This window comes from Collimonas sp. GW821-FHT02H07 (genome assembly GCF_059421505.1).
The window spans coordinates 22,128-45,509 of the sequence record NZ_JBWKVC010000013.1; the positions used below are offsets into that span (position 1 = coordinate 22,128).

A 23,382-nucleotide genomic window follows, 5' to 3' on the forward strand; every position below is an offset into this window, starting at 1 on the left:
TTGTTCAGATGGCGCCGTGGCGCGGCGGATTCTTTTCGTTGAGATAGTAGTTACCGACCGCGTGATACTTCCAGCGCACCGGATCGTGCAGCGTGTGGGTGCGGGCGTTGCGCCAGTGGCGGTCGAGGTTGTGCTCGGCCAGGGTCGCTTGCGTGCCGGCCAGTTCAAACAGCTTGCTGCCGGCGGCCAGCGATATTTCCGTCGTCAGCACGCGCGCTTCAGCCACTGCTATCGAAGCCGCCGCCACCGAGGCCACGGCCGGATCCCAGGCAGCGGCATCGACCGCCGCGCCGGCCAGCTCCAGCAGCGCTTCGGCGCCAGCCAGCCGCACCGCCAGGTCGCCGAACTCGCGCACCGTCAGCGGGTCGTCGATGGCGCGCTCGACCTTGCTGTCGATCCAGGCGCGCGAACGGGTGCGCACGAATACCGCGGCGTCATGCAAGGCGGCGCGGGCGATGCCGATATCGATCGCCGCATGCAGCAGTTGCGCCACCGGGCCCAGCGAAGTCGGCCGCTCGAAGGCGCTCTGGAACGGCAGCACTTCTTCCGCCGTCACCCGCACATTGTCAAACACGACGGAACCGCTGCCGGTAGTACGCTGGCCGAAACCGGACCAGTCGTCGATCACTTTGACGCCCTCGGTGTCGCGCTTGACGATGGCCAGTTGCTGGACGCCGTCGTCGTCGATCACCGAGACCGGAATCCGGTGCGCATACAGCGCCCCGGTGGCATAGAATTTACGGCCATTGATGCGGAAACCGTCGCCATCCTTACTCAACCGGGTGCGCCGCTCCTGCGAAGTACGCGTGCCAAGTTCCGCCAAGGCGTTGCCGAAGCGTTCGCCGGCCAGGATGCGTTCGAAGTAATAGCGCTTTTGCGCCTCGCTGCCGTTGACCCGCAAGATCTCGACCGCATAGAAATGGTTCTGCGGGATCTGCCCGAGCGAACCATCGGCCGCGGCGATGGTGGCGATCACCTCGGCCAGCGTAACGTGCGAGACGCCGGCGCCGCCATAAGCGCGCGGCACGGAAATCCCCCACAGGCCGGAACGGGAAAACTGCTCCAGCTCGTGCAGCGGCAGCCGCCGCTCGCTGTCGCGCCGGCTGGCTTCGCGCGTGAATGAGACAGCCAGCGCGCGCGCCGCCGCAATGGCCTGGATATCGTCAAGAATGCGCACCACCGGACCGGCGGCGGCGTTGATAGAAGTCGTCATAGCGTCAATTCCAGGAATGCCGTGCGGGCGCGATGCCGTTCAGCAGATAGTTGCCGATGGCGTGCAGCTTCCAGCGCACCGGATCGTGCAAGGTATGGGTGCGGGCGTTGCGCCAGTGGCGGTCCAGGTTGTGTTCCGCCAGGGTCGATGCCGAACCGGCCAGCTCGAACAGCTTTTCGCTGGCGAGCAGCGCTATCTCGGTGGTCAGCACCTTGGCTTTGGCGACAGCAATCGAGGCGCGGGCGGAGGCATCGGCGTCGATCGCTACGGTTGAAATCTGGTCCAGCGCGACAGCGGCCTTGGCCAGCAGTGCATTGGCCGCATGCAGGCGGATCTTGAGGTCGCCGATGTCGCGGATGACATAGGGATCGTCGCTGGCGCGCTCCACCCCGCTGTCGGCCCAGGGCCGCGAGCGGCTGCGAACAAATTGTACGGTGTCTTCGATGGCCGCAGCGGCAATGCCGGCGTCGATCGCGGCCTGGATCAACTGCGAGGCTGGCCCCTGGATGCCGGCCTGCTGTGCCAGTTTCTGCAGCGACAGCACGTTTTCCGCGGCCACCGCCAGGTTTTCCAGCAGCACCGTGCCGCTGGCGGTGGTGCGCTGGCCGAACCCCGACCAGTCGTCGACGATGGTGAGGCCGGGCGTGCCGCGCTTGACGAACACCAGCACCGGCTGGCCCTGGTCGTCCAGCGCCTTGACCGGCACCCAATGCGCGAACAAGGCGCCGGTGGAATAGAATTTCTTGCCGTTGAGGCGATAGCCGTTCGGCGTTTCGCTCAGGCGCGCCTTCATCTCCAGGATGTTCCTGGTGCCGCGCTCCGGTCCGGCATTGCCGATGCGCAGGCCGTTCAGGACGTCGCTGTAGATGCGCGCCTTTTGCGCGGCGTCCGCGCTGTGGGCGACCACGCCGAGGATGCCGAAATGGTTTTGCGGAATCTGTCCCAGCGCCGGATCGGCGGCGCACAGCAGGCGGAATACTTCAGCCAGCGTGCGGTAGGAAACCTGGGCGCCGCCGAACTCGCGCGGCACCGTGATGCCGCCCAGTCCGCTGGCGGAGAATTTTTCGATTTCCGTCCAGGGCAGGCGGCGCTGACGGTCGCGCACGCTGGCCTCGAGGCGGAACTCGGCCGCCAGCTCGCGCGCGATATCGAGCGCTTCCTGGTCGCTGCCGATGCGATGCGCCGGCAAAACCCGGGGTAACAGGTCTGCCTGGCTTGCATCCGTTGCTGTTGTCGCGATAGACGACATGAATCACCTCTCTGGTAGCGCAGTTGACGGCAACTTGTGGTTGCCGCCGGTTGCCAAGAGAAAACGATAGCGCGCAGAGGCGACAGGCGTCCAATAAGAAAAACGCGTGAGAGTATGCGGAAATTGTTTTGCCGGCGTTCAGCGCTTGCAGATTGCATGCAGCACGGTCGCAACGACAGAACTGAAGGACTTGCTCATGGAGGGGAAAGCGTTACTGCGGTGAGCCTGGAGCCGCGGCCAGTCATCCAGTACATCGAACGACCGCGGCCAGATATGAGAACTTAGCAGAACTTGAAGGGAAGGAAGTACGACTTCTCAGGGTGCTGCAGAAACTGCATCAACCTTGCGCATGCAAACTCAAACGGCATCAGGGCCGGTTTCGCCGGTGCGGATGCGGATCACCTGTTCGATATTGCGCACGAAAATCTTGCCGTCGCCGATCTTGCCGGTGCGTGCCGCCTTGATGATGGCATCCACTGCGCGTTCGGTCAGGGCATCGTCGATCACCAGTTCGACTTTCACTTTCGGCAGGAAATCGACCACGTACTCGGCGCCGCGGTACAGTTCGGTATGGCCCTTCTGACGGCCAAAGCCTTTTACTTCGGTCACGGTGAGGCCGGTGACGCCGACTTCGGCGAGGGCTTCACGCACCTCGTCCAGCTTGAAGGGTTTGATAACGGCAGTAATTTGCTTCATGGCAACTCCTTTAGGCATTAAATATAAATCTGTTGCAGCGTGCTTGTCGTCCAGGCGCGATTCCTGCCAGGATCAAGCGCAATCTCGTAGAGTATATGAAAAACTCTATTTGTCTATACGCGGCAATCAATAACTCTGTTTTTAGGAGAGTTATGCAACACGGACTGAACTGTCATGCGCTCAGTCCGGAATCTTCGCCAGATCATCCAGCCATACTGTCGCTTCCGAATCGCTGGGCGCACGCCAGTCGCCGCGCGGCGACAAGGAACCGCCGTTGCCGACCTTGGGCGCGTTCGGCACGCAGGACCGCTTGAACTGGCTGCTGCGGAAAAAGCGGTCGAGGAAAATCCCCAGGTTGCGCTTGATGGCCGCCAGGTCGTACTGGTTCCTGGCGACGGCTTTATCCTCATGCGGCCAGCTGCCCTTGCTCTTGTCGTGCCACGCCGTGTAGGCCAGAAAAGCGACTTTCGAGGGCGCAAAGCCATAGCGCAGTATGTAATACAGATTGAAGTCTTGCAATTCGTAAGGGCCGATGACGTTTTCCGTGATCTGCTCCGGCTTGCCGCTGGCCTTGCCCGGCACCAGTTCCGGGCTGATTTCGGTATTGAGCACATTCAGCAAGACATCGGAACCGAGATAGCCGATGGCGCCGGTGTCGGCCACCCAGCGCACCAGATGGGAAATCAGGGTCTTCGGCACGCTGGCGTTGACGTTGTAATGCGACATGTGATCGCCCACGCCGTAAGTGCACCAGCCCAGCGCCAGCTCGCTCAGGTCGCCGGTGCCGATCACGATGGCGTGATGGAAATTGGCCAGCCGGAACAGGTGGTTGGTGCGCTCCCCCGCCTGGACGTTTTCAAAGGTGATGTCGTACTGCTCCTGGCCGGCGGCATAGGGATGGCCGAGGTCCTTCAGCATTTGCAGGCAGCTCGGGCGGATGTCGATTTCCGCCGCCGTGCTGCCGACCACCTGCATCAGTTGCCGCGCCTGCTGCAAGGTGCGGTCGCTGGTGGCGAAACCGGGCATGGTGTAAGCCAGGATATTGGAACGCGGCAGGTCCAGGCGATCCATGGCCTTGGCGCAGACCAGCAAGGCGTGGGTCGAATCGAGCCCGCCGGAGACGCCGATCACCACCTTGGACAGCTTGCTGGAGGAGAGCCGCTGCACCAGCGCCTGCACCTGGATGTTGTAGACCTCGGTGCAGCGCTCGTCGCGCCGTTTGCTGTCGGCCGGCACATAGGGGAAGCGCTCGACCTTGCGTTCCAGCGGCAAGGCCTGGCTGAGCGGCAGCGCCAGTTCAAAACGCACTACATCGAATTTCGCCACTTCCGCCGCATGGCGCCGCACCGACTGGCCGAAGGTGGTCTGCCGCATGCGTTCGCGCGACAGGCGCTCCAGGTCGATATCGGCAAAAATGAGATGCGAGGCGTCCAGGAAGCGTTCTGATTCCGCCAGCAGTTCGCCGTTTTCATAGATCAGGGCCTGGCCGTCCCAGGCCAGGTCGGTCGACGATTCGCCCTTGCCGGCCGAGGTGAACAAATAGGCCGACACGCAGCGCGCGGATTGCTGGGCAACCAGCTGGTGACGATAAGCGGCTTTCCCCACCAGCGCATTGGATGCGGACAGATTCACCAGCACGCTGGCGCCGGCCAGCGCGGCAAACGACGATGGCGGAATCGGCACCCAGACGTCTTCGCAGATCTCGGCATGGAAGCGCAGCAGCGGCAGGTTGGCGACCTCGAACAGCAAGCCGGCGCCGAAGGGCACCTTGGCCCCCAGCAGCGGGATCTCGCGCACCGCGGTGTTTTCGGCAGGACTGAATTGGCGCAATTCGTAAAACTCGCCGTAGTTGGGCGGATAGCTTTTCGGCACGATGCCCTGGATCCGGCCGCCGGCCACGACAGCCGCGCAATTGAACAACTGATGCTCAACCCGCAAAGGCAGGCCGACGATCATCGCCAGCGACAGTTCGGCCGAAGCCGCCACCACGTCGGCCAGCGCCGCTTCGCAAGCATCCAGCAAGGCGCGCTGGTGAAACAGGTCGTCGCAGGTATAGGCAGACAAACCCAGCTCCGGAAATGCTACCAGCACGGCGCCCTGCTCTTGGGCCCGGCGCGCCAGGCGGATGGTTTCGGCGGCATTGAAAGCCGGATCGGCCACCCGGCAATTGGGCACGGCGACCGCGACGCGCGCGAAATCATGGGAGTAAAGGTTGAGAAATTTATTGGTTGTCATCATTCTTCCTGCGCTCTGCGTGATGCTTTCAATTATCGCATGTAATGCCCTCTGCTCAGGATGGCGCGGCAGAGCGGTGGGGATGCTGCTAAACTTCCCTTTTTCGCCCTCATCCCCATTCACGGCTCGTCCAGTCCTTGACCAATACCACAACAGTACAGAATACCGGCCAGTTCGCCACCCGCATCGTCGCCTCGCTGAGCGAAGTCGGCCAGGCGGCATGGGACGAACTGCTGGGCTTGCAAGCCGACGCCAATCCTTTCCTCTCTTTCGCTTTCCTGCACGCCTTGCACGAAAGCGGCAGCGCTTCGGAAAAATCGGGCTGGCAGCCGCAGTACCTCACCTTGTGGGACCAGGCCGGACAGCTGGCGGCGGCGCTGCCCTTGTACGTCAAATACCATTCCTACGGTGAATACGTGTTCGACTGGGCCTGGGCCGACGCCTACCAGCGCAACGGCCTGGAATACTATCCCAAGCTGCTGTCGGCGATTCCGTTCACGCCGGTGACCGGCGGCCGCCTGCTGGCGCGCGACGCCACCGCGCGGGCGGCGCTGCTCAAGGTGCTGCAGGCACTGCGGCGCGATACCCAGACTTCGTCCACCCACATCCTGTATCCCCCGGCGGAACAGGCCGAAGCCTTGCAGCAGGCCGGCTTCATGCTGCGCAGCGGCGTGCAGTTCCATTGGCTCAATCCCGGCTATCGCGATTTCGATCAGTTCCTCGCGACGCTGGAGCGCAAGAAGCGCAAGAACATCGCGGCCGAGCGGCGCAAGGTGGCCGAGGCCGGCGTGCGCCTGCGCCGGGTGCGCGGCGTCGACGCCACGGAAGCGGACTGGGCGTTTTTCAACCGCTGCTATGCGCGCACCTACGCCGAGCACCGCTCCACGCCCTACCTCAACCTGGATTTCTTCCTGCGCATCGGCGCCAGCATGCCGCACAACATCCTGCTGATCGTGGCCGAGCGCGACGGCCGGCCGATTGCTTCATCGCTGCTGATCCATACCGAACAGACCCTGTACGGCCGCTACTGGGGCGCGCTGGAATTCGTGCCCTGCCTGCATTTTGAAACCGCCTACTACCAGCCGCTGGAATTCTGCATCGAGCAACAGATCGCCTGCTTCGAAGGCGGCGCCCAGGGCGAGCACAAGATGGCGCGCGGCTTCTTGCCGCAGAAAACCTGGTCGGCGCACTGGCTGGCGCATCCGGGTTTTGCCGATGCGGTGGCGAATTTCCTGGAACGGGAATCGGACGGCATCGACAGCTACATGGATGAGCTGAACGACCGCAATCCCTTCCGTTCTGCCCCACCCTGACTCAACAATCCATACCTCTTTACCGGCTCGGCGGACGTCCGTTGCCAGCGCTCAGGCGCCGGCGGTGATGGGGCTCAACCCCTGCTCGACGGCGTCGAGGAACAGCCTGGCCTTGGACGACAGATAACGGTTCGGCAGATAAATCCCGACCAGTTCGGCGGCCGCCTGCGCCCACGCGGAACGTCGATCATTCAAGGAGCGAATCCAGCGTGGGCAGAAAATCTGCCCACCCTACGGAAAACCGCCAGGTCATGAAAAAAGCGCACCGCGGTGCGCTTTTCAACATCAAACAACGCCGGATGGCCGGCGTTGCAGCAAATTACGCCGCGATGGACTTCTTGTAAGCCTCGACGCCCGCCAGGATTTCCTTGCGCGCTTCGTCAGGGCCGAACCAGCCGTCGATCTTGACCCATTTGCCCTTTTCCAGATCCTTGTAGTGCTCGAAGAAATGCTGGATCTGCTTCAGGCGCAGTTCATTCATGTCTTCCGGCTTTTGCCAGTGGGTGTAGATGCTCAGCACCTTGTCGACCGGCACCGCCAGCAGCTTGGCGTCCTGGCCGGCTTCGTCCGACATCTTCAGCACGCCCACCGGACGGCAGCGCACCACCACGCCCGGGAACAGCGGGAACGGCGTGATCACCAGCACGTCGACCGGGTCGCCGTCTTCCGACAAGGTTTGCGGGATATAGCCGTAGTTGCACGGGTAGTGCATCGCAGTGCCCATGAAGCGATCCACGAAAATCGCGCCGGATTCCTTGTCTACTTCGTATTTGATCGGATCGGCATTCATCGGGATTTCGATGATGACGTTGAAATCGTTTGGCAAATCGCGCCCGGCCGATACTTGATTCAGACTCATGGTGTGCTCTCGTCAATAATAAAAAATCAAAAACAATGTGGTGCGTTGGAGTTTGGCGACGCCAGGCATAGGCCCCGGCGTCCGCAATGCACCTTGCTAACCCGAAATTATAACGGCTGATAGCCCTATCGTGCGATGCAACATCGACTTATGTTGCTGCAGGACGATATCTTTTCAACAATTAGGCGGCGCTTCGTTGCAGGCAAAACACTAATCGCAGTAAATGATGCGGTACAACATGCTCCTTGCAAGCATTCCTGTTTTATCTTATATTTCAGTAATTACTGAAAATTCAAAATACCATGCACACCATCCCATCCGGCAACACCCCCACCGCCAACGCTCCGCTCACGCCTTTGACGCCACTCACCCAGCGCTTCATCTCACACTTCGGCGAAATGGGCAGCCGCTGGGGCATCAATCGCACCGTTGGGCAGATTTATGCGTTACTTTATGTCCTGGGGCAACCTTTGAATGCCGACCAGATTGCCGAGTACCTGACGTTTTCCCGCTCCAACGTCAGCATGGGCCTGAAGGAATTGCAGTCGTGGCGCCTGGTCAAGCTGCTGCATCACCCCGGCGATCGCCGCGAGTATTTCGAACCGCCGAAAGATATCTGGGACATTTTCAAGACTTTGCTGGAAGAACGCCGGCGCCGCGAAATCGAGCCGACCTTATCGATGTTGCGCGATGCGCTGCTGGAAACCCCTGCCAACGAGACCGACCAGCAGGCGCAGCAACGGATGCGCGAAATGTACAACCTGATCGAGCTGTCCAGTTCCTGGTTTGACGATGTGCAGCGGCTCTCGCCGGAAACCCTGGCTTCGCTGATGAAGATGGGTTCCAAGGTCAAGAAACTGCTGGATGTACGCGACAAGTTCCGCATGCCTGGCTCGGGCAGCAAGACCAAGAGCAGCAACGATCACCCCGATGTGCACCAGAACGCCAAGCTGAAGGAGTAGACGCCCTATGTCTTTCGCCTTGAACAAACGCCTGACGCGCCTGCCGCTGGCGGTCGAGATCACCCTGATCCTGATCGTCAAGATTGCGCTGCTGACCGTGCTCTGGAAAGCTTTCTTTTCCGAGCCGCAGACCAAGAAAATGCGCATGCCGACCGACCTTGTAGAACAGCACATGCTCAGTCCGCAGCCCGCCGCAATCCCTTCCCATCTCCCCCCTTCTGAGGCCCGCCAATGATTCCTATCGATGAAGTCGTCGCCCTGTCGCGTCTGCAGTTCGCTGCGACTGCGATGTTCCATTTTCTGTTCGTGCCGCTCACCCTCGGGCTGGCGTGGATCCTGGTCATCATGGAATCGGTCTATGTCATGACCGGCAGCCCGATCTACAAGGACATGACACGCTTCTGGGGCAAGCTGTTCGGCATCAACTTCGCCATGGGGATCGCCACCGGCATCACCCTGGAATTCCAGTTCGGCACCAACTGGTCGTATTACTCGCACTATGTCGGCGACATCTTCGGCACGCCGCTGGCGATCGAAGGGATGATGGCCTTCTTCCTCGAATCGACCTTCGTCGGCCTGTTCTTCTTCGGCTGGGACCGCCTGTCGCGGGTTCAGCATCTGCTGATCACCTTCCTGGTGGCGTTCGGCTCCAGCCTGTCGGCTCTGTGGATCCTGATCGCCAACGGCTGGATGAACAATCCGGTCGGCGCCGAGTTCAACTATGAAACCATGCGCATGGAACTGACCAGCATCATCGACGTCATCTTCAATCCGGTGGCGCAGGTGAAGTTCGTGCACACCCTGTCCGCAGGCTATGTCGCCGCTTCGATGTTCGTACTGGGCATCTCCGCTTTTTATCTGCTGCGCGGCCGCGACACCGCCTTCGCCCTGCGCTCGTTTGCGATCGCGGCCGGCTTCGGCCTGGCCTCGGTCCTGTCGGTGATCGTGCTGGGCGACGAATCCGGTTATACCGCGGGCGAAGTGAACAAGGTCAAGATGGCCGCGATGGAAGCCGAATGGCATACCGAGCCGGCGCCGGCCGGCATCACCGTGGTCGGCTGGCCGAACGAGAAAGAACAGCGCACCGACTATGCCGTCAAGATCCCGTATGTGCTGGGCCTGATCGGCACTCGCTCGGCCGACAAGCAGATCACCGGCATCCAGGACTTGAAGAAAGAGCATGAAGTACGCATCCGCAACGGCATGCTGGCCTACGCCGCCCTCACCCGCCTGAAAGGCGGCGACAAGTCGCCCGAGGCGGTGGCAGCCTTCGACAAGCTGAAAGACGATCTCGGCTACGGCTTGCTGCTGAAGAAGTACACGCCGAACGTGATCGACGCCACCCCGGAACAGATCGCCATGGCGGTCAACGACACTTTCCCGAAAATTGCGCCGATGTTCTGGTCGTTCCGGCTGATGGTCGGGCTGGGCATGCTGTTTCTGTTCATCTTCTCCTGCTCGTTCTACTTCCTGATCCGCAAGCAGCTGGCCAAGCAGCGCTGGCTGCTGCGCCTGGCGGTGTACAGCATCCCGCTGCCGTGGGTAGCGATCGAGCTGGGCTGGCTGCTCGCCGAGTACGGCCGCCAGCCGTGGACCATCTCGGGTGTGCTGCCGACCCATCTGTCTGCCTCGACCCTGCAGCCTGGCAGCCTCTACTTCAGCCTGGCCGGCTTCCTCGGTTTCTATGGCTTCCTGTTCATCATTGAAATGATACTGATGGTGAAATACGCCCGCCGCGGCCCGAGCAGCCTGCATACCGGCAAGTACCACTGGGAACGCCTGGAAGCATCAACCACCGGCTCGACCGCCAAGGCATAAGGAGAAACCGCCATGTTTGACTATGAAACCTTGAAAGTAATCTGGTGGGGCTTCGTCGGCGTGCTGCTGATCGGCTTCGCCCTCACTGACGGCTTCGACTTCGGGGTCGGCATGATGCTGCCCTTCATCGGCAAGACCGACGGCGAACGCCGGGTCGTCATCAATTCGATAGGCAGCACCTGGGAAGGCAACCAGACCTGGTTCATCGTCGCCGGCGGCGCCATTTTCGCGGCCTGGCCGCTGGTCTACGGTGCTGCGTTCTCGGGCTTCTATGTCGCCTTGATGCTGCTGCTGTTCTCGCTGTTCTTCCGCCCGGTCGGCTTCGACTACCGCAGCAAGGTGGCCGACACGCGCTGGCGCAATGCCTGGGACTGGGGCCTGTTCGCCGGCGGGTTCGTGCCGCCGCTCATTTTCGGCGTCGCCTTCGGCAACCTGTTCCTCGGCGTGCCTTTCCATTACGACGACACCATGCGGGTCGAATACACCGGCAACTTCTTCCAGCTGCTCAATCCCTTCGGCTTGCTGGCCGGCCTGCTGAGCGTGGCCATGCTGCTGATGCACGGCGCCGCTTACCTGCAGGTCAAGACCGATGCCCTGATCGCCCAGCGGGCGCGCGGCGTCGCCAAGGTTGCCGGACTGGTGACGGTGCTGCTGTTCGTAGCCGGCGGTTTCTGGGTCGCCTTCGGCATCCACGGCTATCGCATCACTGCCATGCCGGACGCCAACAGCGCCTTCATGCCGATCGTCAAGACCGTCGCTACGGCCAACGGCGCCTGGTTCGACAACTACGCGCGCTGGCCTGCGATCTGGGCCCTGCCTGGCATCGCCGTCGCCGGCGCTTTGCTGTGCGTGATGTTCAGCGCCGCCAACAAGGCCATGGCCGCCTTTCTCTCAAGCGGCTTTTGCGTCACCGCCATCATCCTCACCGCCGGCGCCTCGCTGTTCCCGTTCATCATGCCGTCCTCGCTCGACCCCAACAGCAGCCTGACGATCTGGGACGCTGTATCGAGCCACAAGACACTTGGCATCATGTTCTGGGTAGTAGTCGTCATGCTGCCAATCATCATGCTTTATACAAGCTGGGTGTACCGTGTCATGCGCGGCAAGGTCACGCTCAAGCATATCGAAGACAACCAACACACTGCTTACTAAGCGCACAGACAGGAGAAGATTATGTGGTATTTCGCATGGATATTAGGAGTCGGCCTGGCGCTGGCGTTCGGCATCATCAACGTCATGTGGCTGGAAGCCAACTACGCCTTCGGCAGCCGCGACGAAGAAACCACGCGCGAGCGCTTTGAAAGCGCTGCGGCCGAGCATGAACAAGCACGGGCGCGCAAGAAATGAGCGCCGCCTATGCCGTGGCAAACCTGGTTGCACCCAGCGCGGATTGCGAAGCGCTCTTGCCAGGCCATGATTTTGTCGATGCCTACCAGGTGCGGGCCGGCCTGCCAGGACTGAGCGCCAGGCATGCCGCCGACGCCATCATCAAGCATCCGCCGGGCTGGATCAAGCAACTGGTGGCGACCCGCAACCGCGTGGTGCGGCTGTTCCGGCTGCGCACGGTGGATATCGGCGTCGACGATCCGCACGCATCGCAGCAGACGGTTGGCGGCTTTCCGCTGGTGACGCAATCGGAGCGCGAAGTGGTGCTGGGATTTGACGACCGCCATCTGGATTTCCGCATCAGCATCAGGGTCGCGCCGGACGGCCCGGAGGCGACGCAAGTGACGGTCTCGACCATAGTCAAGACCAACAACCCGGCGGGACGCGCCTATCTGGCGACGATCATGCCCTTCCATCGGCTGATCGTGCGCCATCTGCTGGAACATGCACGTTTCCAGCAACATCCTTCCTGAACGCGACCGGCGAACGCTTTCAGCGCAGGTGCAGTTTGCGGTACACCGTATTGCGCGACACACCCAGGGCCTTGGCGGTAGCGGAAACGTTGCCGCCGCTGGCCTCAAACGCCTGCCTTACAGCCGTTTGCGCCAGATCTTCCAGACTGCCGCGACCGGCAGCGTTAAGCGTTGCCGGCGCCAGCGCCTGCATATCTTCCAGGAAATCGTCAGGCAAGTGCTCCAGCCGGATCACGCGGTCGGCGCCGGCCATCACCACCGCAGTCCTGAGCAGGTTGCTCAACTGGCGGAAATTGCCCGGCCAGCCGTGGCGATGGAACAGCGCCATGATCTCTGGCGCAACCGTACAGCAAGGCTCGCCGCCGGGCTCCTCCAGCAGCAGCTTGTTGACGATGGCCTCGAGGTCGGAACGTTCGCGCAAGGGCGGCAGCTTGACCACCAGCCCGTTCAGGCGATAGTACAGGTCCTCGCGGAACAGGCTGGCGGCAATCAGCTCGCGCAGATTGCGGTTGGTGGCGCAGATCAGCGCCAGGTTGACCGGAATCGACTTGGTGCTGCCCAGCGGCGTCACCATCCGTTCCTGCAGCACGCGCAACAGGCGCGCCTGCAGGGCCAGCGGCATGTCGCCGATTTCGTCCAGGAACAAGGTGCCGCCGTTGGCTTGCAGGATCTTGCCCTGGCCGCCTTTTTTCCGGGCGCCGGTAAATGCTCCCTCTTCATAGCCGAACAGCTCGGATTCGATCAGCGTTTCCGGAATCGATGCGCAATTGACCGCGACGAATGCGCCATGCCGGCGCGGCGAATCGTTGTGGATCGCCTGCGCCAGCAATTCCTTGCCGGTGCCGGTTTCACCGGTGATCAGCACCGGAATGTCGCGCCCTCTTACCTTGTCCAGCTTGCCGATCAGCGCCGCCATCTGCGGATCGCCGGTATTCAGGTAACGCAGGCTGGAGAGACGCGGCGGCGATTTCGACAGCGCCGGCGCGGCGGCATCCGCCGCGGGGCGGACTTCGCTGAAATGCTGGAACACGCTGTTCGACAGCCGCAGCTCTGCTTTCGCAGACACTCTGACGCCGCTGTGCAGGCAAAGATCAAGCAAGCCAGGCGCCGCCGTTCGATAATGATCGAACAGGGTCGATACCGGCAAGCCGAACAGCGAGCTGAAGGTATGCGACTGCAATGCCGTCAGCGGCAAGCCGAGCTGGAACAAGGCGCTGCGGTTGGCGGACAGGAAGCGCCCGCCCGGCGTAAAGCAGGCGATGCCCTCCATCAGCGTGCCGACGAATTCGGGCCGGCTGTGGAAATGCAGGGCGACCGCATTTTCAAACGCGGCGGTAAACAGCTGGTTCTCGATCATCTGCGCCGACATCCGCACCAGCGCCATGGTGTGCTTGTGATAGCTGTCGCGGTCGCCGCTGACATCCAGCACGCCGAGGATCTTGCCTTGGTGGTCGAAGATCGGCGCCGCCGAACAAGTCAGGAAATGGTTGGCCTGCAGATAATGAGCGTCGGCATGCACCGTGGTCGGCGCCCGCTCCGCCAGCGCGGTGCCGATGGCGTTGGTGCCCTTGCTTTGTTCGGACCAGGCCACGCCCGGATTCAGCGCCACCCGTTCGGCCTTGACCAGGAAATCGTCGTCGCCCAGCGCATGCACGATGACGCCGCTGGCATCGGTCAGCAGCACCATGTTGTGGGTATTGATGATCTGCTCGTAGAGCGTTTCCATGACCGGCAAGGCATGCGTGTACAGCGCGTGGTTCTGCTCCAGCAGCAAGGACAGGGAAGCCGCCCCGAGCGGCCCGATATCGGGCTTGTCCTGCCGAGCCAGGCCGTACGCGCTGGAACGCTGGTGCGATTTCTCAATCACGCCGGGGTCGCTGGCCGCCAGCGCAAAGCGCTCGGCCGGCCTGTTGCATGACAGCTCACTCATCGGGTCTCCTTCGGCCGGCAATGCCCGCCTTTGCGTCGGGCGCTGACGCGCCTCTAGAGGTAATTAGCCCTTAGTCTACCTTCGAATGGCTATCGATGTGATTAAACTGCGGGCGGCAACGTCAGTTGCCAGACTGGCTACCTAATAGCAAAGGCGTTTCGGCCACCCTGGCATATTCGTCGTCGCTGAACAAGCGCGAGCGGCTCAGAAACCTGAGGCCGCTGCCGTTTTCCAGGGAAAACATGCCGCCGTTGCCCTGCACGACATCGATGATCAGCTGGGTGTGCTTCCAGTATTCAAACTGCTCGGCGCCGATGTAGAACGGCGTGCCGTCCAGGTCGCCCAGGTAGACGTCGGCATCGCCGACCTGGAAATCGCCGAGCGCGTAGCACATGGGCGAGCTGCCGTCGCAGCAGCCGCCCGATTGAAAGAACATCACCGGGCCGTGCTTTTTCCTGAGGCTGCGCAACAGGTCGAGTGCGGCGGCGGTGGCGCTGACGCGGGCGATAATCGAGGGCATGATTGGCCTTGCAGGTAGCACACAATTGATGGCAAAAATGGTCCTGCCTGCCGCTGGGCCGGCAGGACCGCCGCGGCTTTAGAAAAAGCCCAAGGCATCAGGGCTGTAGCTGACCAGCAGGTTCTTGGTCTGCTGGTAGTGATCCAGCATCATCTTGTGGTTTTCGCGGCCGATGCCGGATTGCTTGTAGCCGCCGAACGCCGCATGGGCCGGATACAGGTGATAGCAATTGGTCCAGACGCGGCCGGCCTGGATCGCGCGCCCCATGCGGAAGGCGCGCGAGCCGTCGCGCGTCCACAGGCCGGCGCCGAGGCCGTACAAAGTGTCGTTGGCCAGCGCCAGCGCCTCTTCCTCATCCTTGAAGGTGGTCACCGACAGCACCGGGCCGAAGATTTCTTCCTGGAAGATGCGCATCTTGTTATTGCCTTCGAATACCGTCGGTTCGACGTAGAAGCCGGCTTCGAAATCGCCGCCCAGCTGCTTGCGCGCACCGCCGGTGATCAGCTTGGCGCCCTCCTGCTTGCCGATGTCGATGTAAGACATGATCTTTTCCAGTTGCTCCTGCGACGCCTGGGCGCCGATCATGGTTGCGCTGTCGAGCGGATTGCCCTGCTTGATGGCCTTGACCCGTTTCAACGCGCGCTCCATGAAGCGCTCGTAGATCGACTCCTGGATCAGCGCGCGCGAAGGACAGGTGCAGACCTCGCCCTGGTTCAGCGCAAACATGGCGAAGCCTTCCAGGCATTTGTCGAAGAAAGCATCGTCCTGGTCCATCACATCGGCAAAGAACACGTTCGGCGATTTGCCGCCCAGTTCCAGCGTCACCGGAATGATGTTTTGCGAGGCATATTGCATGATCAGGCGGCCGGTGGTGGTTTCGCCGGTGAATGCGATCTTGGCGATGCGCTTGCTGGAGGCCAGCGGCTTGCCGGCTTCCAGGCCGAAACCGTTGACGATGTTCAGGACGCCGGGCGGCAGCAGGTCTTGCACCAGCTCGATCCAGACCATGATCGAGGCCGGCGTCTGCTCGGCCGGCTTGATCACCACGCAATTGCCGGCCGCCAGCGCCGGCGCCAGCTTCCACACCGCCATCAGGATCGGGAAATTCCAGGGAATGATCTGGCCGACCACGCCCAGCGGTTCATGGAAATGATAGGCATAGGTCTGGTCGTCGATGGTCGCGACCGAACCTTCCTGAGCGCGGATGCAGCCGGCAAAATAGCGGAAATGGTCGATCGCCAGCGGAATGTCGGCGGCGGTGGTTTCGCGGATCGGCTTGCCGTTGTCGATGGTTTCGGCGATCGCCAGCAATTCCAGGTTGGCTTCCATGCGATCGGCGATCTTGTTGAGGATGTTGGCGCGCTCGGCCGGCGAGGTCTTGCCCCAGGCGGCCTTGGCGGCATGGGCGGCGTCCAGCGCCAGTTCGATGTCTTCCGCGCTGGAACGGGCGATTTCGCAGAAGGTCTTACCGATCACCGGACTGACATTCTCGAAATACTCGCCCTTGACCGGCGGCACAAACTTGCCGCCGATGAAATTGTCGTAACGTTGCTTGAATGGATTGCGGGTAGCTAGCTTGCTGATGTCTGCGAGATTCATGTCGTCCTCTGGCCTGGTTGGAGTCATTGTCTAGGATGGATAGTTACAAACTACACCCGACATGGCGCAATGAACGTGCCAGCTGGCGGCGCGCGCCACGCGCCGCCAGACACCAGACAAGAGAGGGGAATATCCGTTTCGGATGGATGCCTGGACGCCAGGAAAATGTTCAGTTATTGAACAGTGGCGCGGCACATCTGCTGCGAAATACAACACCAGGTTAGCAATCCGACAGCTATAAATTTGACAGTAGACAATCCCAAGGCCCCGCTCCACGGTCTCCGATGTTGCACTGCACGCTGCCGCATTCTAGCTCTCTCAACGCAAGCTGACAGGGGCATTCATGGGCTTGCAATTCCAGACACTTGATCTTTTCCTGCGCACACACGCTGTCGAATTTCCTTACAAGGAATTGGCTTGGATGATCCACGCCCGACACAGCATACGATGGGTGGCTTTCCGCTGGTAGTGCAATCGGAGCGTAGGTGGCGCAGGGATTCGACGGCAGTCATTTGGATGTGCACATCAGCGTCAGGGGCGTGCCGGACAGTCCGGCCGCGGCCCAAGTAACGGTCTCCACCTTAGTCAAGTTCAACAAGCTGCCGGGACGTGCCAATCCGGCGGCGGTCATGCCCTTCCGCTGGCTGATCGTGCCCTACCTGCCGGACAATCGTCAGCGAAAAAGTCAAATGCCGGCATGCCAAGACCAACCTTTCTGAATCCATCCGTCAGGACCCATATCATCATATTTATCAGCTACATAAATCCGCCTGATATATTTCATGCTCTTATAGCCTACTTGGGTTTCAACCCTTAACCGTAACGGGGCTCCATGGCCAAGTGGAAGACCGCGACCATTCATGCCGTACGCCAAAATCGTTTGCGGATGCAGAGCGTCAATCATATCGATGCTATCAGCCACTGAGTCAAAAGCGTAAAAATTCACAAACCGAGCATTGGGAAGCATGCCAGCAGCCTCAAGCAGGAGCCGAAGTGGTGTACCAGTCCACTCCGTAATTGCCGACCAACCTTCTTCACAGGTGTGTTTCGTTATCTGTCTGCGGGACGGCAAGCGTTTGAGATCGGCCAAAGAATACATGCCTGGCCGCGCAACACACCCCTCGACAGATAGTTTCCAATTTTCGAAATCTCCGGCTTTCAAACGCTCGTATAGTGGGCCGTATTCTTGGCTATATGACGACTGCGCCGCGTTACCTGGGTCCGTTGTCTCCACTGCTGGCATAGATGTAATATCGCTGCGTTCATATTCACGCACCAGAGATTCCCTAGGCAACAGCAAGCGTTGTGCCCTATAGGTAAAATTATCTCCCATCCTCAAAATATTGCCGTAGGTTGGAATCTCTTCCGACCTTTGTGCCAACATAACGCCGCCAACGGTTGCCAAACCCGCGATAAGTGCTTGTCGTCTTGTGAACAATTTTGGACTGTTCGGTTTAAGAATCTTCATTTCAATTACTCCAGATCATAGCTTTAACCTGACGAACAAATCCCGTGACAATTACCATCACGATATGGATGATGAAAAACAAAAGGAGAAAGCAAAGAACACAAAAATGAATAGTGCGGGCAGACTGTGCTCCGCCAAACATATCAGGGAGAAAATGATACGCAGCGGTCACAGCCGGGGACATCGAGAGACCGGTTAGCACCATTGTGGGCAATGCCAGAAAAATCACAGTCAGATAGGCGCATTTCTGGATAAGGCCATAGGGTTGCACACCTGCCGACGCTGGAACTTTAGTCAGCACATGTGCTTTTAGGTCGGGCCAAATACGGCGCAAATCCAATTCCGAACGTGTGGGAATCAATTTCTTCCATATATGTCCGCTAATAAGGCCGGCTGTCAGATAAACAGAGAATGCCGTTACAAGAAACCAAGCAACCAGAAAATGCAAGCTTCGCGCCCAAGCGTTCTCGTTAAATATCTCAAAGATGCGCGATTGAGTGATCGGCCCTGCGGTGGAGAAAAAATGTGTCGGCAGACTCCAACCGCCATGTTTATAATTTGGGCCCAACGGGAGTTCAATCAGGGCAGCTGTCAAATCGTTACCTACATTACCCCAATAAAGTCGAGGATGTGACATCAAAATAATGACACCCGAGAAGGCGAGTGTCAGGATGCTGATGGCAATGCCCCAGTGGCAGACACGTAGCCATAAAGGACGCCCAGCACCTAGTTCCATTTTGTGGTTGTCACGCATATCCTGCTCCATTTCTCTCTCAGTTTTTCAGCAAAAAAATGTCCCAACACCACCGCGTCAGTCAATCCACCCAAGTTAAAATAATATGGTCGATAGTGTGAGTTTTATTTCACTGTCTGCCATGTCCGCTCTGACCACCTTGCTTCAAGATTTCGCACCTGACTATGCTCTACAGAATTTCTCCACAACGCCCGTCATTCCGACCAGCAATCCGCACAGGCCATAGCCGTGCCAGGCGTGGCCCATGTTGCAAACCGATTGTCTGCTCACGCCAAACGTTGCGGCAATCTCGTTCAGTGTCGTTTTGCGAGCGCGAAGCATCACGTCGACCGCATGGGTACGAATATCACAATGTTTATAGTTGACCGACAGTCGCCGCAAGGTCTTGTCCTCGGTTTCGGTCAGTTCGGTCAGGCACTTGGACTTCTGCGGCACGGTTATTTAACCGAAGGTAGTAAATTTCAAATGCACTTGCCGGCAATGCTTGAATATCGATCTATTCATTTTCAGAGTACCTTTTTGAAAATATCAAAACAACCAGATGAAATAGATTGTGAATATCGAATTTCTTGATACCTTCGACCGCGCTTTGGAAAATTCAGCAATTTTTTTGACGCATGGCCTTGCGCGGTTTTCTTCCAGGTCTTCGCAGCTTTGAGAGATTTTCACGATGTTGATAGGTCTGGTCGGCAATCAAGTCGAGCAGTTGCCGCAGCAGTTTGCCCGCTGCCATATACAGACCTCAATTCTCGGGGGTGTTGGCCAGCCAGGTCAGGCATGATTGCTGCCCAGTCGTCCGTGATCCGGGGGAGGTTGTCGCCAGACCTGGTGGGTGGCTAGTGATCGCTGATAGTGACTTGGTCCGGAGAATACCCGAGGTCCTCCGTAGCATGAATGCCAAGACCTGCTGCCATACGTTGTTGGCCATCAGGCGTTTCTGGCGCCCCTTTTTCAGAAGATCATAAACACCCTCTTAGGGCGCCCTGCCGCCGCGATTTTGCGCTGGCGCTCCGCAAGCTCGAATGGCGGCAAAGCATCACCTTCCGTAGTCCGGACAAGCTGTCGATCATTTTCAGATAGGCACCGCCGCTGTTTCCGGCAACTCCTGTCCGGCTTCAGGCGGAGCCGGACTCTCCGCGTCGGCGTCATCGTCCGCGCTGATGGCTAGCGCCACCTGCTCCAGCTTGGTCACCGCTACGTTCAGCGAGTCGTTGATTTGCGCCTTGCTATGCTCGGGCATGGTTTCCGCTATCTGCGCCACCGCTCCTGCCAGATCGATCAGCGCCAACGTTAAGCTGGCAATCAGGTCGCGCTCATTAATCATCTTTCAAGTCCAGTATCATACGGGGACGGCATTATTACATTACACGGCCGAATGCAAAACCGTCGGCAATAAAAAAACTCATCACGCTGGAATTTGAATCTTGGACCATCAACAGACACAAACATCGCTAGCCCTGTTTTGCAAAGTCGTCGACAACTATGGCGACATCGGCATCTGCTGGCGCCTGGCGCGGCAGCTGGAACAGGAACATGGGATTGCCGTGACCCTGTGGGTCGACGACTTGCCGAGCTTCCGGCGGATTTGCCCGGAAGTCGAGGTCGACCGCGAGCTGCAGCTGATCAGCGGGGTCACGGTACGCCACTGGCGCGATCAGCAAGGCGTATTCAGCGCGCAGGATGTGGCCGATATCGTGATCGAGTTTTTTGCCTGCGACATCCCACCCGGCTATATCAAGGCCATGTCGGAACGCAGTCCGCGTCCGGTGTGGCTGAACCTGGAAGGATTGAGCGCGGAAGCATGGGTGGAAGGCTGCCACGCCTTGCCGTCGACGCAGCCGCGTTCCCTGGTCAAATATTTCTTCTTCCCCGGTTTCACCAGCCGCACCGGCGGCTTGCCGCTGGAATCCGGATTGCTCCGGCAGCGCCAGGCGTTCCAGCAGGATGCAAGGGCGATGAGCGCCTTTCTTGGACAGTTCGGCGTAACCCCGGCCGAGATGACGGCGACCAAGGTTTCCCTGTTCTGCTATCCCCAGGCCCCGGTTGCCGAGCTGTTCGCAACCTGGCAAAACAGCGGCCGGACGATCACCTGCCTGGTGCCGGAAGGCGTGGCTGCCGATGCGGTCCAGGCATTTCTCGGACAAGCCGCGACCGCAGGCGCCAGCGCCACCCGCGGCGCGCTGACCGTGCGCGTGCTGCCCTTCGTGCCGCAGCCCGATTACGACAAGCTGCTATGGGCCTGCGACCTCAATTTCGTCCGCGGCGAGGATTCCTTCGTGCGCGCGCAGTGGGCGGCAAAGCCGTTCATCTGGCATATCTACCCGCAAGACAAGGACTTGCATCACGTCAAGCTGAACGCCTTCCTGCAAGCCACCAGCGCAAAAACCCCCAGCCTGATTGCCTTCGCCCTGGGATGGAACGGCGCCGCCGGCGAAGCCGTCGACTGGAACGTGGCATGGCGCCGGTTTGAGGCTGACCTGCCGGAAATTGCCAGATTATCCACAAATTGGGAGGGCCAATTGCTGGCAAATGGCGATCTGGCCACCAATTTATGCAAGTTCGCCGAAACAGTTAAGTAAGGGGCATGGAAAAATGGGTTAAAATATAGGGCTAATTTTTGACGCATTCTAAAATTCAATCATACGTGGGCTTGCGGTGCTTCCTGCCAGTAGGCTACAGATGATTTTTATGCAACCTACTTTTTACGTATATTCGCTATGAAACCAGCAAAAGAAATTCGTGTCGGCAACATCATCATGGTTGACAGCAAGCCCATGATCGTTCTGCGCTCCGACGTCAACGGTTCGAGCCGCACGGGCTTCACTTACAAGTGGAAACTGAAGAACCTGCTGACCAACGCCCCGATGGAAAACGTTTTCCGCGGCGACGACAAGTTCGACGTGGTCGTGCTCGACAAGAAGCCGGTCACCTATTCGTACTTCGCCGATCCGCTGTTCGTGTTCATGGACGCCGACTACGAACAATACGAAATCGAAGAAGAAAACCTGGGCGACGCCCTGCACTACCTGAAAGACGGCATGGAATGCGAAGCCGTGTTTTACGACGGCAAGGCAATCTCGGTCGAACTGCCGACCACGATCCAGCGCCAGGTGGTCTACTCGGAGCCAGCGGTCAAGGGCAACACTTCGGGCAACGTCCTGAAAGAAGCCAAGATTGAAAACGCCATCGAAGCCAACCAGCACATCGTCATGGTGCCGTTGTTCGTCAGCTCCGACGACATGATCGAAATCGACACACGCACCAACGAGTTCAAGAAGCGCGCTTAATAGCCCCTTCTGCTTGCCAAAACGCTGCCGATCATGCGCAGCGTTTTTTTTCGCCAAAACATTTTATTAAAATGAATATTCAACCCCGCTCTCATTGGCGACAAGGCGACAGACAACGCCTCGCAATCATCAATCCCCTGGATGCGGAAATCAAATCCGGGATTAAAGCAATATTGCTATTTGAATGATCGCTCAATTCAACTCACTTGCCCGCCCAGGCAGACAAGCGCAACTATCGGGATTCAAAGCCGGCCTGCGCTAACCAAGCGAAGCCAGCAAGACGAAGCGGCCTTAACGACTGACCGGCCCGGCTTCTTGCATGGTCTTTTACTTACTGAGTACTTCCGCCAGCTTCTTGTTGCCCATGCCGAAACTGGCAATCACCGCCAGGCTGGTCAGCGCCAGGAACCCGCCCAGCCACAGCGTGGCGGAAATCCCTACCGCATCGACCACCACGCCGCCGGTGAACGAACCGAGCGCAATCGCCACTTGGACGATGCTGACGAACAGCGCCGAACCGGCTTCCGGCAAATCCGGCGAAGAGAGCTGCAGCCAGATGCTGAGGCAGAGCGGAATCGCGCCGAAGGCGACGCCCCAGGCCAGCACCATCACGGCCACCGCGGCCGGCGATGCATGCACCAGCGGCAATGTCGCCAAAGCGACCAGCAGGATCGCCACCATGGCGAACAGCGAAGCCTGCAGATGACGCGTCACGGCCGTCGAGATCGCCAGGTTGGCGATAAAGCCGACAAAACCGAAGCCCAGCAATACCGAGGTAATCGCCGACAGGCTGAAATTGTTTTGCGCCAGGAAAGGCGTGACATAGGTGTAGGACGAGAAATGCGCGCCAAACACCAGCGCCACCATCAGCAAGCTCTTGCGGGCAGTCGCCCGGCTCAGCAAGGCGCGCAGGTCGCCGAAACGGATTGCCGCTTTCGACGGCAAGGCCGGCAATAGCAAAGCCTGCGCCGCCAAGGCCAGCGCCGCCAGCGCGCCGGTGGCGATGAACGATGCGCGCCAGGAATACAGGCCGCTGATGAAGGTGCCGAGCGGCACGCCGATCACGGTAGCGAAGGTAACGCCGCTGAGTATCATCGCCGTCGCCTTGGCCGCGTGCTCTTGCCGCACCAGCCGCCCCGCGGTCGCCAGCGCCAGGGTCCAGAAGCCGCCCAGGGCCGCCCCCAGCAAGGCGCGCCCCAGCAGCATGATGCCGAAACTGGGCGCAAAGGCAGACACCAGGTTCGATGTCAGCAGCAGGATCGACAAGGCCAGCAGGATGAAGCGGCGGTCGATGCGACCCGCTCCCAGCATCAGGCCCGGCGCCGAAATGGCGGCGATGATGCCGGGCGTGGTCACCATCAGGCCCGCGGTGCCCGGCGAGACGCCAAGATCGCTGGCGATCTGCGGCAGCAAACCCACCGGCAGGAATTCCGTCGTCACGAAAGCAAAAGCGCCTATCGCCACCGACACCACCGACAGCCAGGAGCGCAGCGGCGATGCAGCGCTGGCCGCATGAGCCGGCATATCCAGAAGGCTGTCGTTTTGCGCACTGAGCGCCGCCAGATTTTTTTCCATGTAAAACTCCCCTGCGCCTGGTCCAAGACCAGCGCTTAAATAAGC

24 protein-coding genes are annotated in these 23,382 nt (G+C 59.9%); 10 read left to right on the forward strand and 14 right to left on the reverse strand.

What is annotated here, in order from left to right; all coding sequences use genetic code 11:
- Window positions 1-4: 4 nt before the first annotated feature.
- From AC07V8_RS19095 to AC07V8_RS19110, 4 genes are all read right to left on the reverse strand, one after another.
- On the reverse strand, window positions 5-1,213 hold the full coding sequence (locus AC07V8_RS19095) for an SfnB family sulfur acquisition oxidoreductase (protein ID WP_494679297.1): 1,209 nt from the start codon (window positions 1,211-1,213) through the stop codon (window positions 5-7).
- A 4-nt stretch (window positions 1,214-1,217) separates the two neighbouring features.
- On the reverse strand, window positions 1,218-2,462 hold the full coding sequence (locus tag AC07V8_RS19100) for an SfnB family sulfur acquisition oxidoreductase (RefSeq protein ID WP_494679298.1): 1,245 nt from the start codon (window positions 2,460-2,462) through the stop codon (window positions 1,218-1,220).
- A gap of 357 nt (window positions 2,463-2,819) precedes the next feature.
- The gene (locus tag AC07V8_RS19105; RefSeq protein WP_038487829.1) at window positions 2,820-3,158 is read right to left on the reverse strand and encodes a P-II family nitrogen regulator; all 339 of its coding nucleotides are present in this window, start codon (window positions 3,156-3,158) and stop codon (window positions 2,820-2,822) included.
- A 180-nt stretch (window positions 3,159-3,338) separates the two neighbouring features.
- Complete coding sequence (locus AC07V8_RS19110) at window positions 3,339-5,393, reverse strand: NAD(+) synthase (protein ID WP_494679299.1); 2,055 nt, start codon at window positions 5,391-5,393, stop codon at window positions 3,339-3,341.
- A gap of 137 nt (window positions 5,394-5,530) precedes the next feature.
- On the opposite strand from AC07V8_RS19110, the gene AC07V8_RS19115 reads away from it, so the two are divergent.
- The gene (locus AC07V8_RS19115; RefSeq protein WP_494679300.1) at window positions 5,531-6,706 is read left to right on the forward strand and encodes a GNAT family N-acetyltransferase; all 1,176 of its coding nucleotides are present in this window, start codon (window positions 5,531-5,533) and stop codon (window positions 6,704-6,706) included.
- Between the two features lie 51 nt (window positions 6,707-6,757).
- Here the strand turns inward: AC07V8_RS19115 and AC07V8_RS19120 are convergent, their stop codons facing one another.
- Both AC07V8_RS19120 and ppa read right to left on the reverse strand, forming a co-directional pair.
- Entirely contained in the window at window positions 6,758-6,901 is a 144-nt protein-coding gene (locus AC07V8_RS19120) for a hypothetical protein (protein WP_494679301.1), read from the reverse strand.
- A gap of 124 nt (window positions 6,902-7,025) precedes the next feature.
- Window positions 7,026-7,565, reverse strand: a complete 540-nt coding sequence (gene ppa, locus AC07V8_RS19125) for an inorganic diphosphatase (RefSeq protein WP_062114092.1) — start codon at window positions 7,563-7,565, stop codon at window positions 7,026-7,028.
- A gap of 302 nt (window positions 7,566-7,867) precedes the next feature.
- Here ppa and AC07V8_RS19130 point away from each other — a divergent pair, with 302 nt between their 5' ends.
- Genes AC07V8_RS19130 through AC07V8_RS19155 form a run of 6 tightly spaced genes read left to right on the forward strand, consistent with a single transcriptional unit; the run spans window position 7,868 to window position 12,204 of the window.
- Window positions 7,868-8,527, forward strand: a complete 660-nt coding sequence (locus tag AC07V8_RS19130; RefSeq protein ID WP_494679302.1) for a GbsR/MarR family transcriptional regulator — start codon at window positions 7,868-7,870, stop codon at window positions 8,525-8,527.
- A gap of 7 nt (window positions 8,528-8,534) precedes the next feature.
- Window positions 8,535-8,762, forward strand: a complete 228-nt coding sequence (gene cydP / locus AC07V8_RS19135) for a cytochrome oxidase putative small subunit CydP (RefSeq protein ID WP_494679303.1) — start codon at window positions 8,535-8,537, stop codon at window positions 8,760-8,762.
- Window positions 8,759-10,345 (forward strand): cytochrome ubiquinol oxidase subunit I, encoded by a 1,587-nt coding sequence (locus AC07V8_RS19140; protein ID WP_494679304.1) that lies wholly within the window; start codon window positions 8,759-8,761, stop codon window positions 10,343-10,345. The genes cydP and AC07V8_RS19140 overlap by 4 nt, the downstream gene beginning before the upstream one ends.
- 12 nt (window positions 10,346-10,357) lie before the next feature.
- Window positions 10,358-11,497: a cytochrome d ubiquinol oxidase subunit II gene (gene cydB, locus AC07V8_RS19145; RefSeq protein ID WP_494679305.1), complete on the forward strand. Its 1,140-nt coding sequence runs from the start codon at window positions 10,358-10,360 to the stop codon at window positions 11,495-11,497.
- Window positions 11,498-11,518: 21 nt separating this feature from the next.
- Entirely contained in the window at window positions 11,519-11,692 is a 174-nt protein-coding gene (gene cydX / locus AC07V8_RS19150) for a cytochrome bd-I oxidase subunit CydX (protein WP_061540764.1), read from the forward strand.
- A complete protein-coding gene (locus tag AC07V8_RS19155; RefSeq protein ID WP_494679306.1) occupies window positions 11,689-12,204 on the forward strand; it encodes a DUF2867 domain-containing protein in 516 nt (171 codons plus the stop codon). The genes cydX and AC07V8_RS19155 overlap by 4 nt, the downstream gene beginning before the upstream one ends.
- Before the next feature lie 19 nt (window positions 12,205-12,223).
- Here AC07V8_RS19155 and AC07V8_RS19160 read toward each other — a convergent pair whose 3' ends face one another.
- The 3 genes from AC07V8_RS19160 to adh all read right to left on the reverse strand — a co-directional run bounded on the left by AC07V8_RS19160 (window position 12,224) and on the right by adh (window position 16,253).
- The gene (locus AC07V8_RS19160) at window positions 12,224-14,134 is read right to left on the reverse strand and encodes a sigma-54-dependent Fis family transcriptional regulator (protein WP_494679307.1); all 1,911 of its coding nucleotides are present in this window, start codon (window positions 14,132-14,134) and stop codon (window positions 12,224-12,226) included.
- Between the two features lie 121 nt (window positions 14,135-14,255).
- Window positions 14,256-14,654, reverse strand: a complete 399-nt coding sequence (locus AC07V8_RS19165; RefSeq protein ID WP_494679308.1) for a DUF779 domain-containing protein — start codon at window positions 14,652-14,654, stop codon at window positions 14,256-14,258.
- 78 nt (window positions 14,655-14,732) lie between these two features.
- A complete protein-coding gene (adh, locus tag AC07V8_RS19170) occupies window positions 14,733-16,253 on the reverse strand; it encodes an aldehyde dehydrogenase (RefSeq protein ID WP_494679309.1) in 1,521 nt (506 codons plus the stop codon).
- A 485-nt stretch (window positions 16,254-16,738) separates the two neighbouring features.
- Between adh and AC07V8_RS19175 the strand changes: the two genes are divergently transcribed.
- Window positions 16,739-16,972, forward strand: coding sequence for a DUF2867 domain-containing protein (locus tag AC07V8_RS19175; protein WP_494679310.1), 234 nt, complete (start codon window positions 16,739-16,741; stop codon window positions 16,970-16,972).
- Here AC07V8_RS19175 and AC07V8_RS19180 read toward each other — a convergent pair.
- The 4 genes from AC07V8_RS19180 to AC07V8_RS19195 form a co-directional block, all read right to left on the reverse strand.
- The gene (locus AC07V8_RS19180) at window positions 16,939-17,721 is read right to left on the reverse strand and encodes a molybdopterin-dependent oxidoreductase (RefSeq protein ID WP_494679311.1); all 783 of its coding nucleotides are present in this window, start codon (window positions 17,719-17,721) and stop codon (window positions 16,939-16,941) included. The two genes, AC07V8_RS19175 and AC07V8_RS19180, sit on opposite strands and share 34 nt — an antisense overlap.
- A 1-nt stretch (window position 17,722) precedes the next feature.
- Window positions 17,723-18,475, reverse strand: coding sequence for a cytochrome b/b6 domain-containing protein (locus AC07V8_RS19185; protein WP_494679312.1), 753 nt, complete (start codon window positions 18,473-18,475; stop codon window positions 17,723-17,725).
- Between the two features lie 162 nt (window positions 18,476-18,637).
- Entirely contained in the window at window positions 18,638-18,910 is a 273-nt protein-coding gene (locus AC07V8_RS19190) for a helix-turn-helix domain-containing protein (protein ID WP_494679313.1), read from the reverse strand.
- A gap of 637 nt (window positions 18,911-19,547) precedes the next feature.
- Window positions 19,548-19,799, reverse strand: coding sequence for a hypothetical protein (locus AC07V8_RS19195; protein WP_494679314.1), 252 nt, complete (start codon window positions 19,797-19,799; stop codon window positions 19,548-19,550).
- 97 nt (window positions 19,800-19,896) lie between these two features.
- On the opposite strand from AC07V8_RS19195, the gene earP reads away from it, so the two are divergent.
- Both earP and AC07V8_RS19205 read left to right on the forward strand, forming a co-directional pair.
- Entirely contained in the window at window positions 19,897-21,054 is a 1,158-nt protein-coding gene (gene earP, locus AC07V8_RS19200; protein ID WP_494679449.1) for an elongation factor P maturation arginine rhamnosyltransferase EarP, read from the forward strand.
- Window positions 21,055-21,192: 138 nt separating this feature from the next.
- Window positions 21,193-21,762, forward strand: a complete 570-nt coding sequence (locus AC07V8_RS19205) for an elongation factor P (RefSeq protein ID WP_061939317.1) — start codon at window positions 21,193-21,195, stop codon at window positions 21,760-21,762.
- 327 nt (window positions 21,763-22,089) lie between these two features.
- Here the strand turns inward: AC07V8_RS19205 and AC07V8_RS19210 are convergent, their stop codons facing one another.
- Complete coding sequence (locus tag AC07V8_RS19210) at window positions 22,090-23,337, reverse strand: MFS transporter (protein WP_494679315.1); 1,248 nt, start codon at window positions 23,335-23,337, stop codon at window positions 22,090-22,092.
- Window positions 23,338-23,382: the final 45 nt, after the last annotated feature.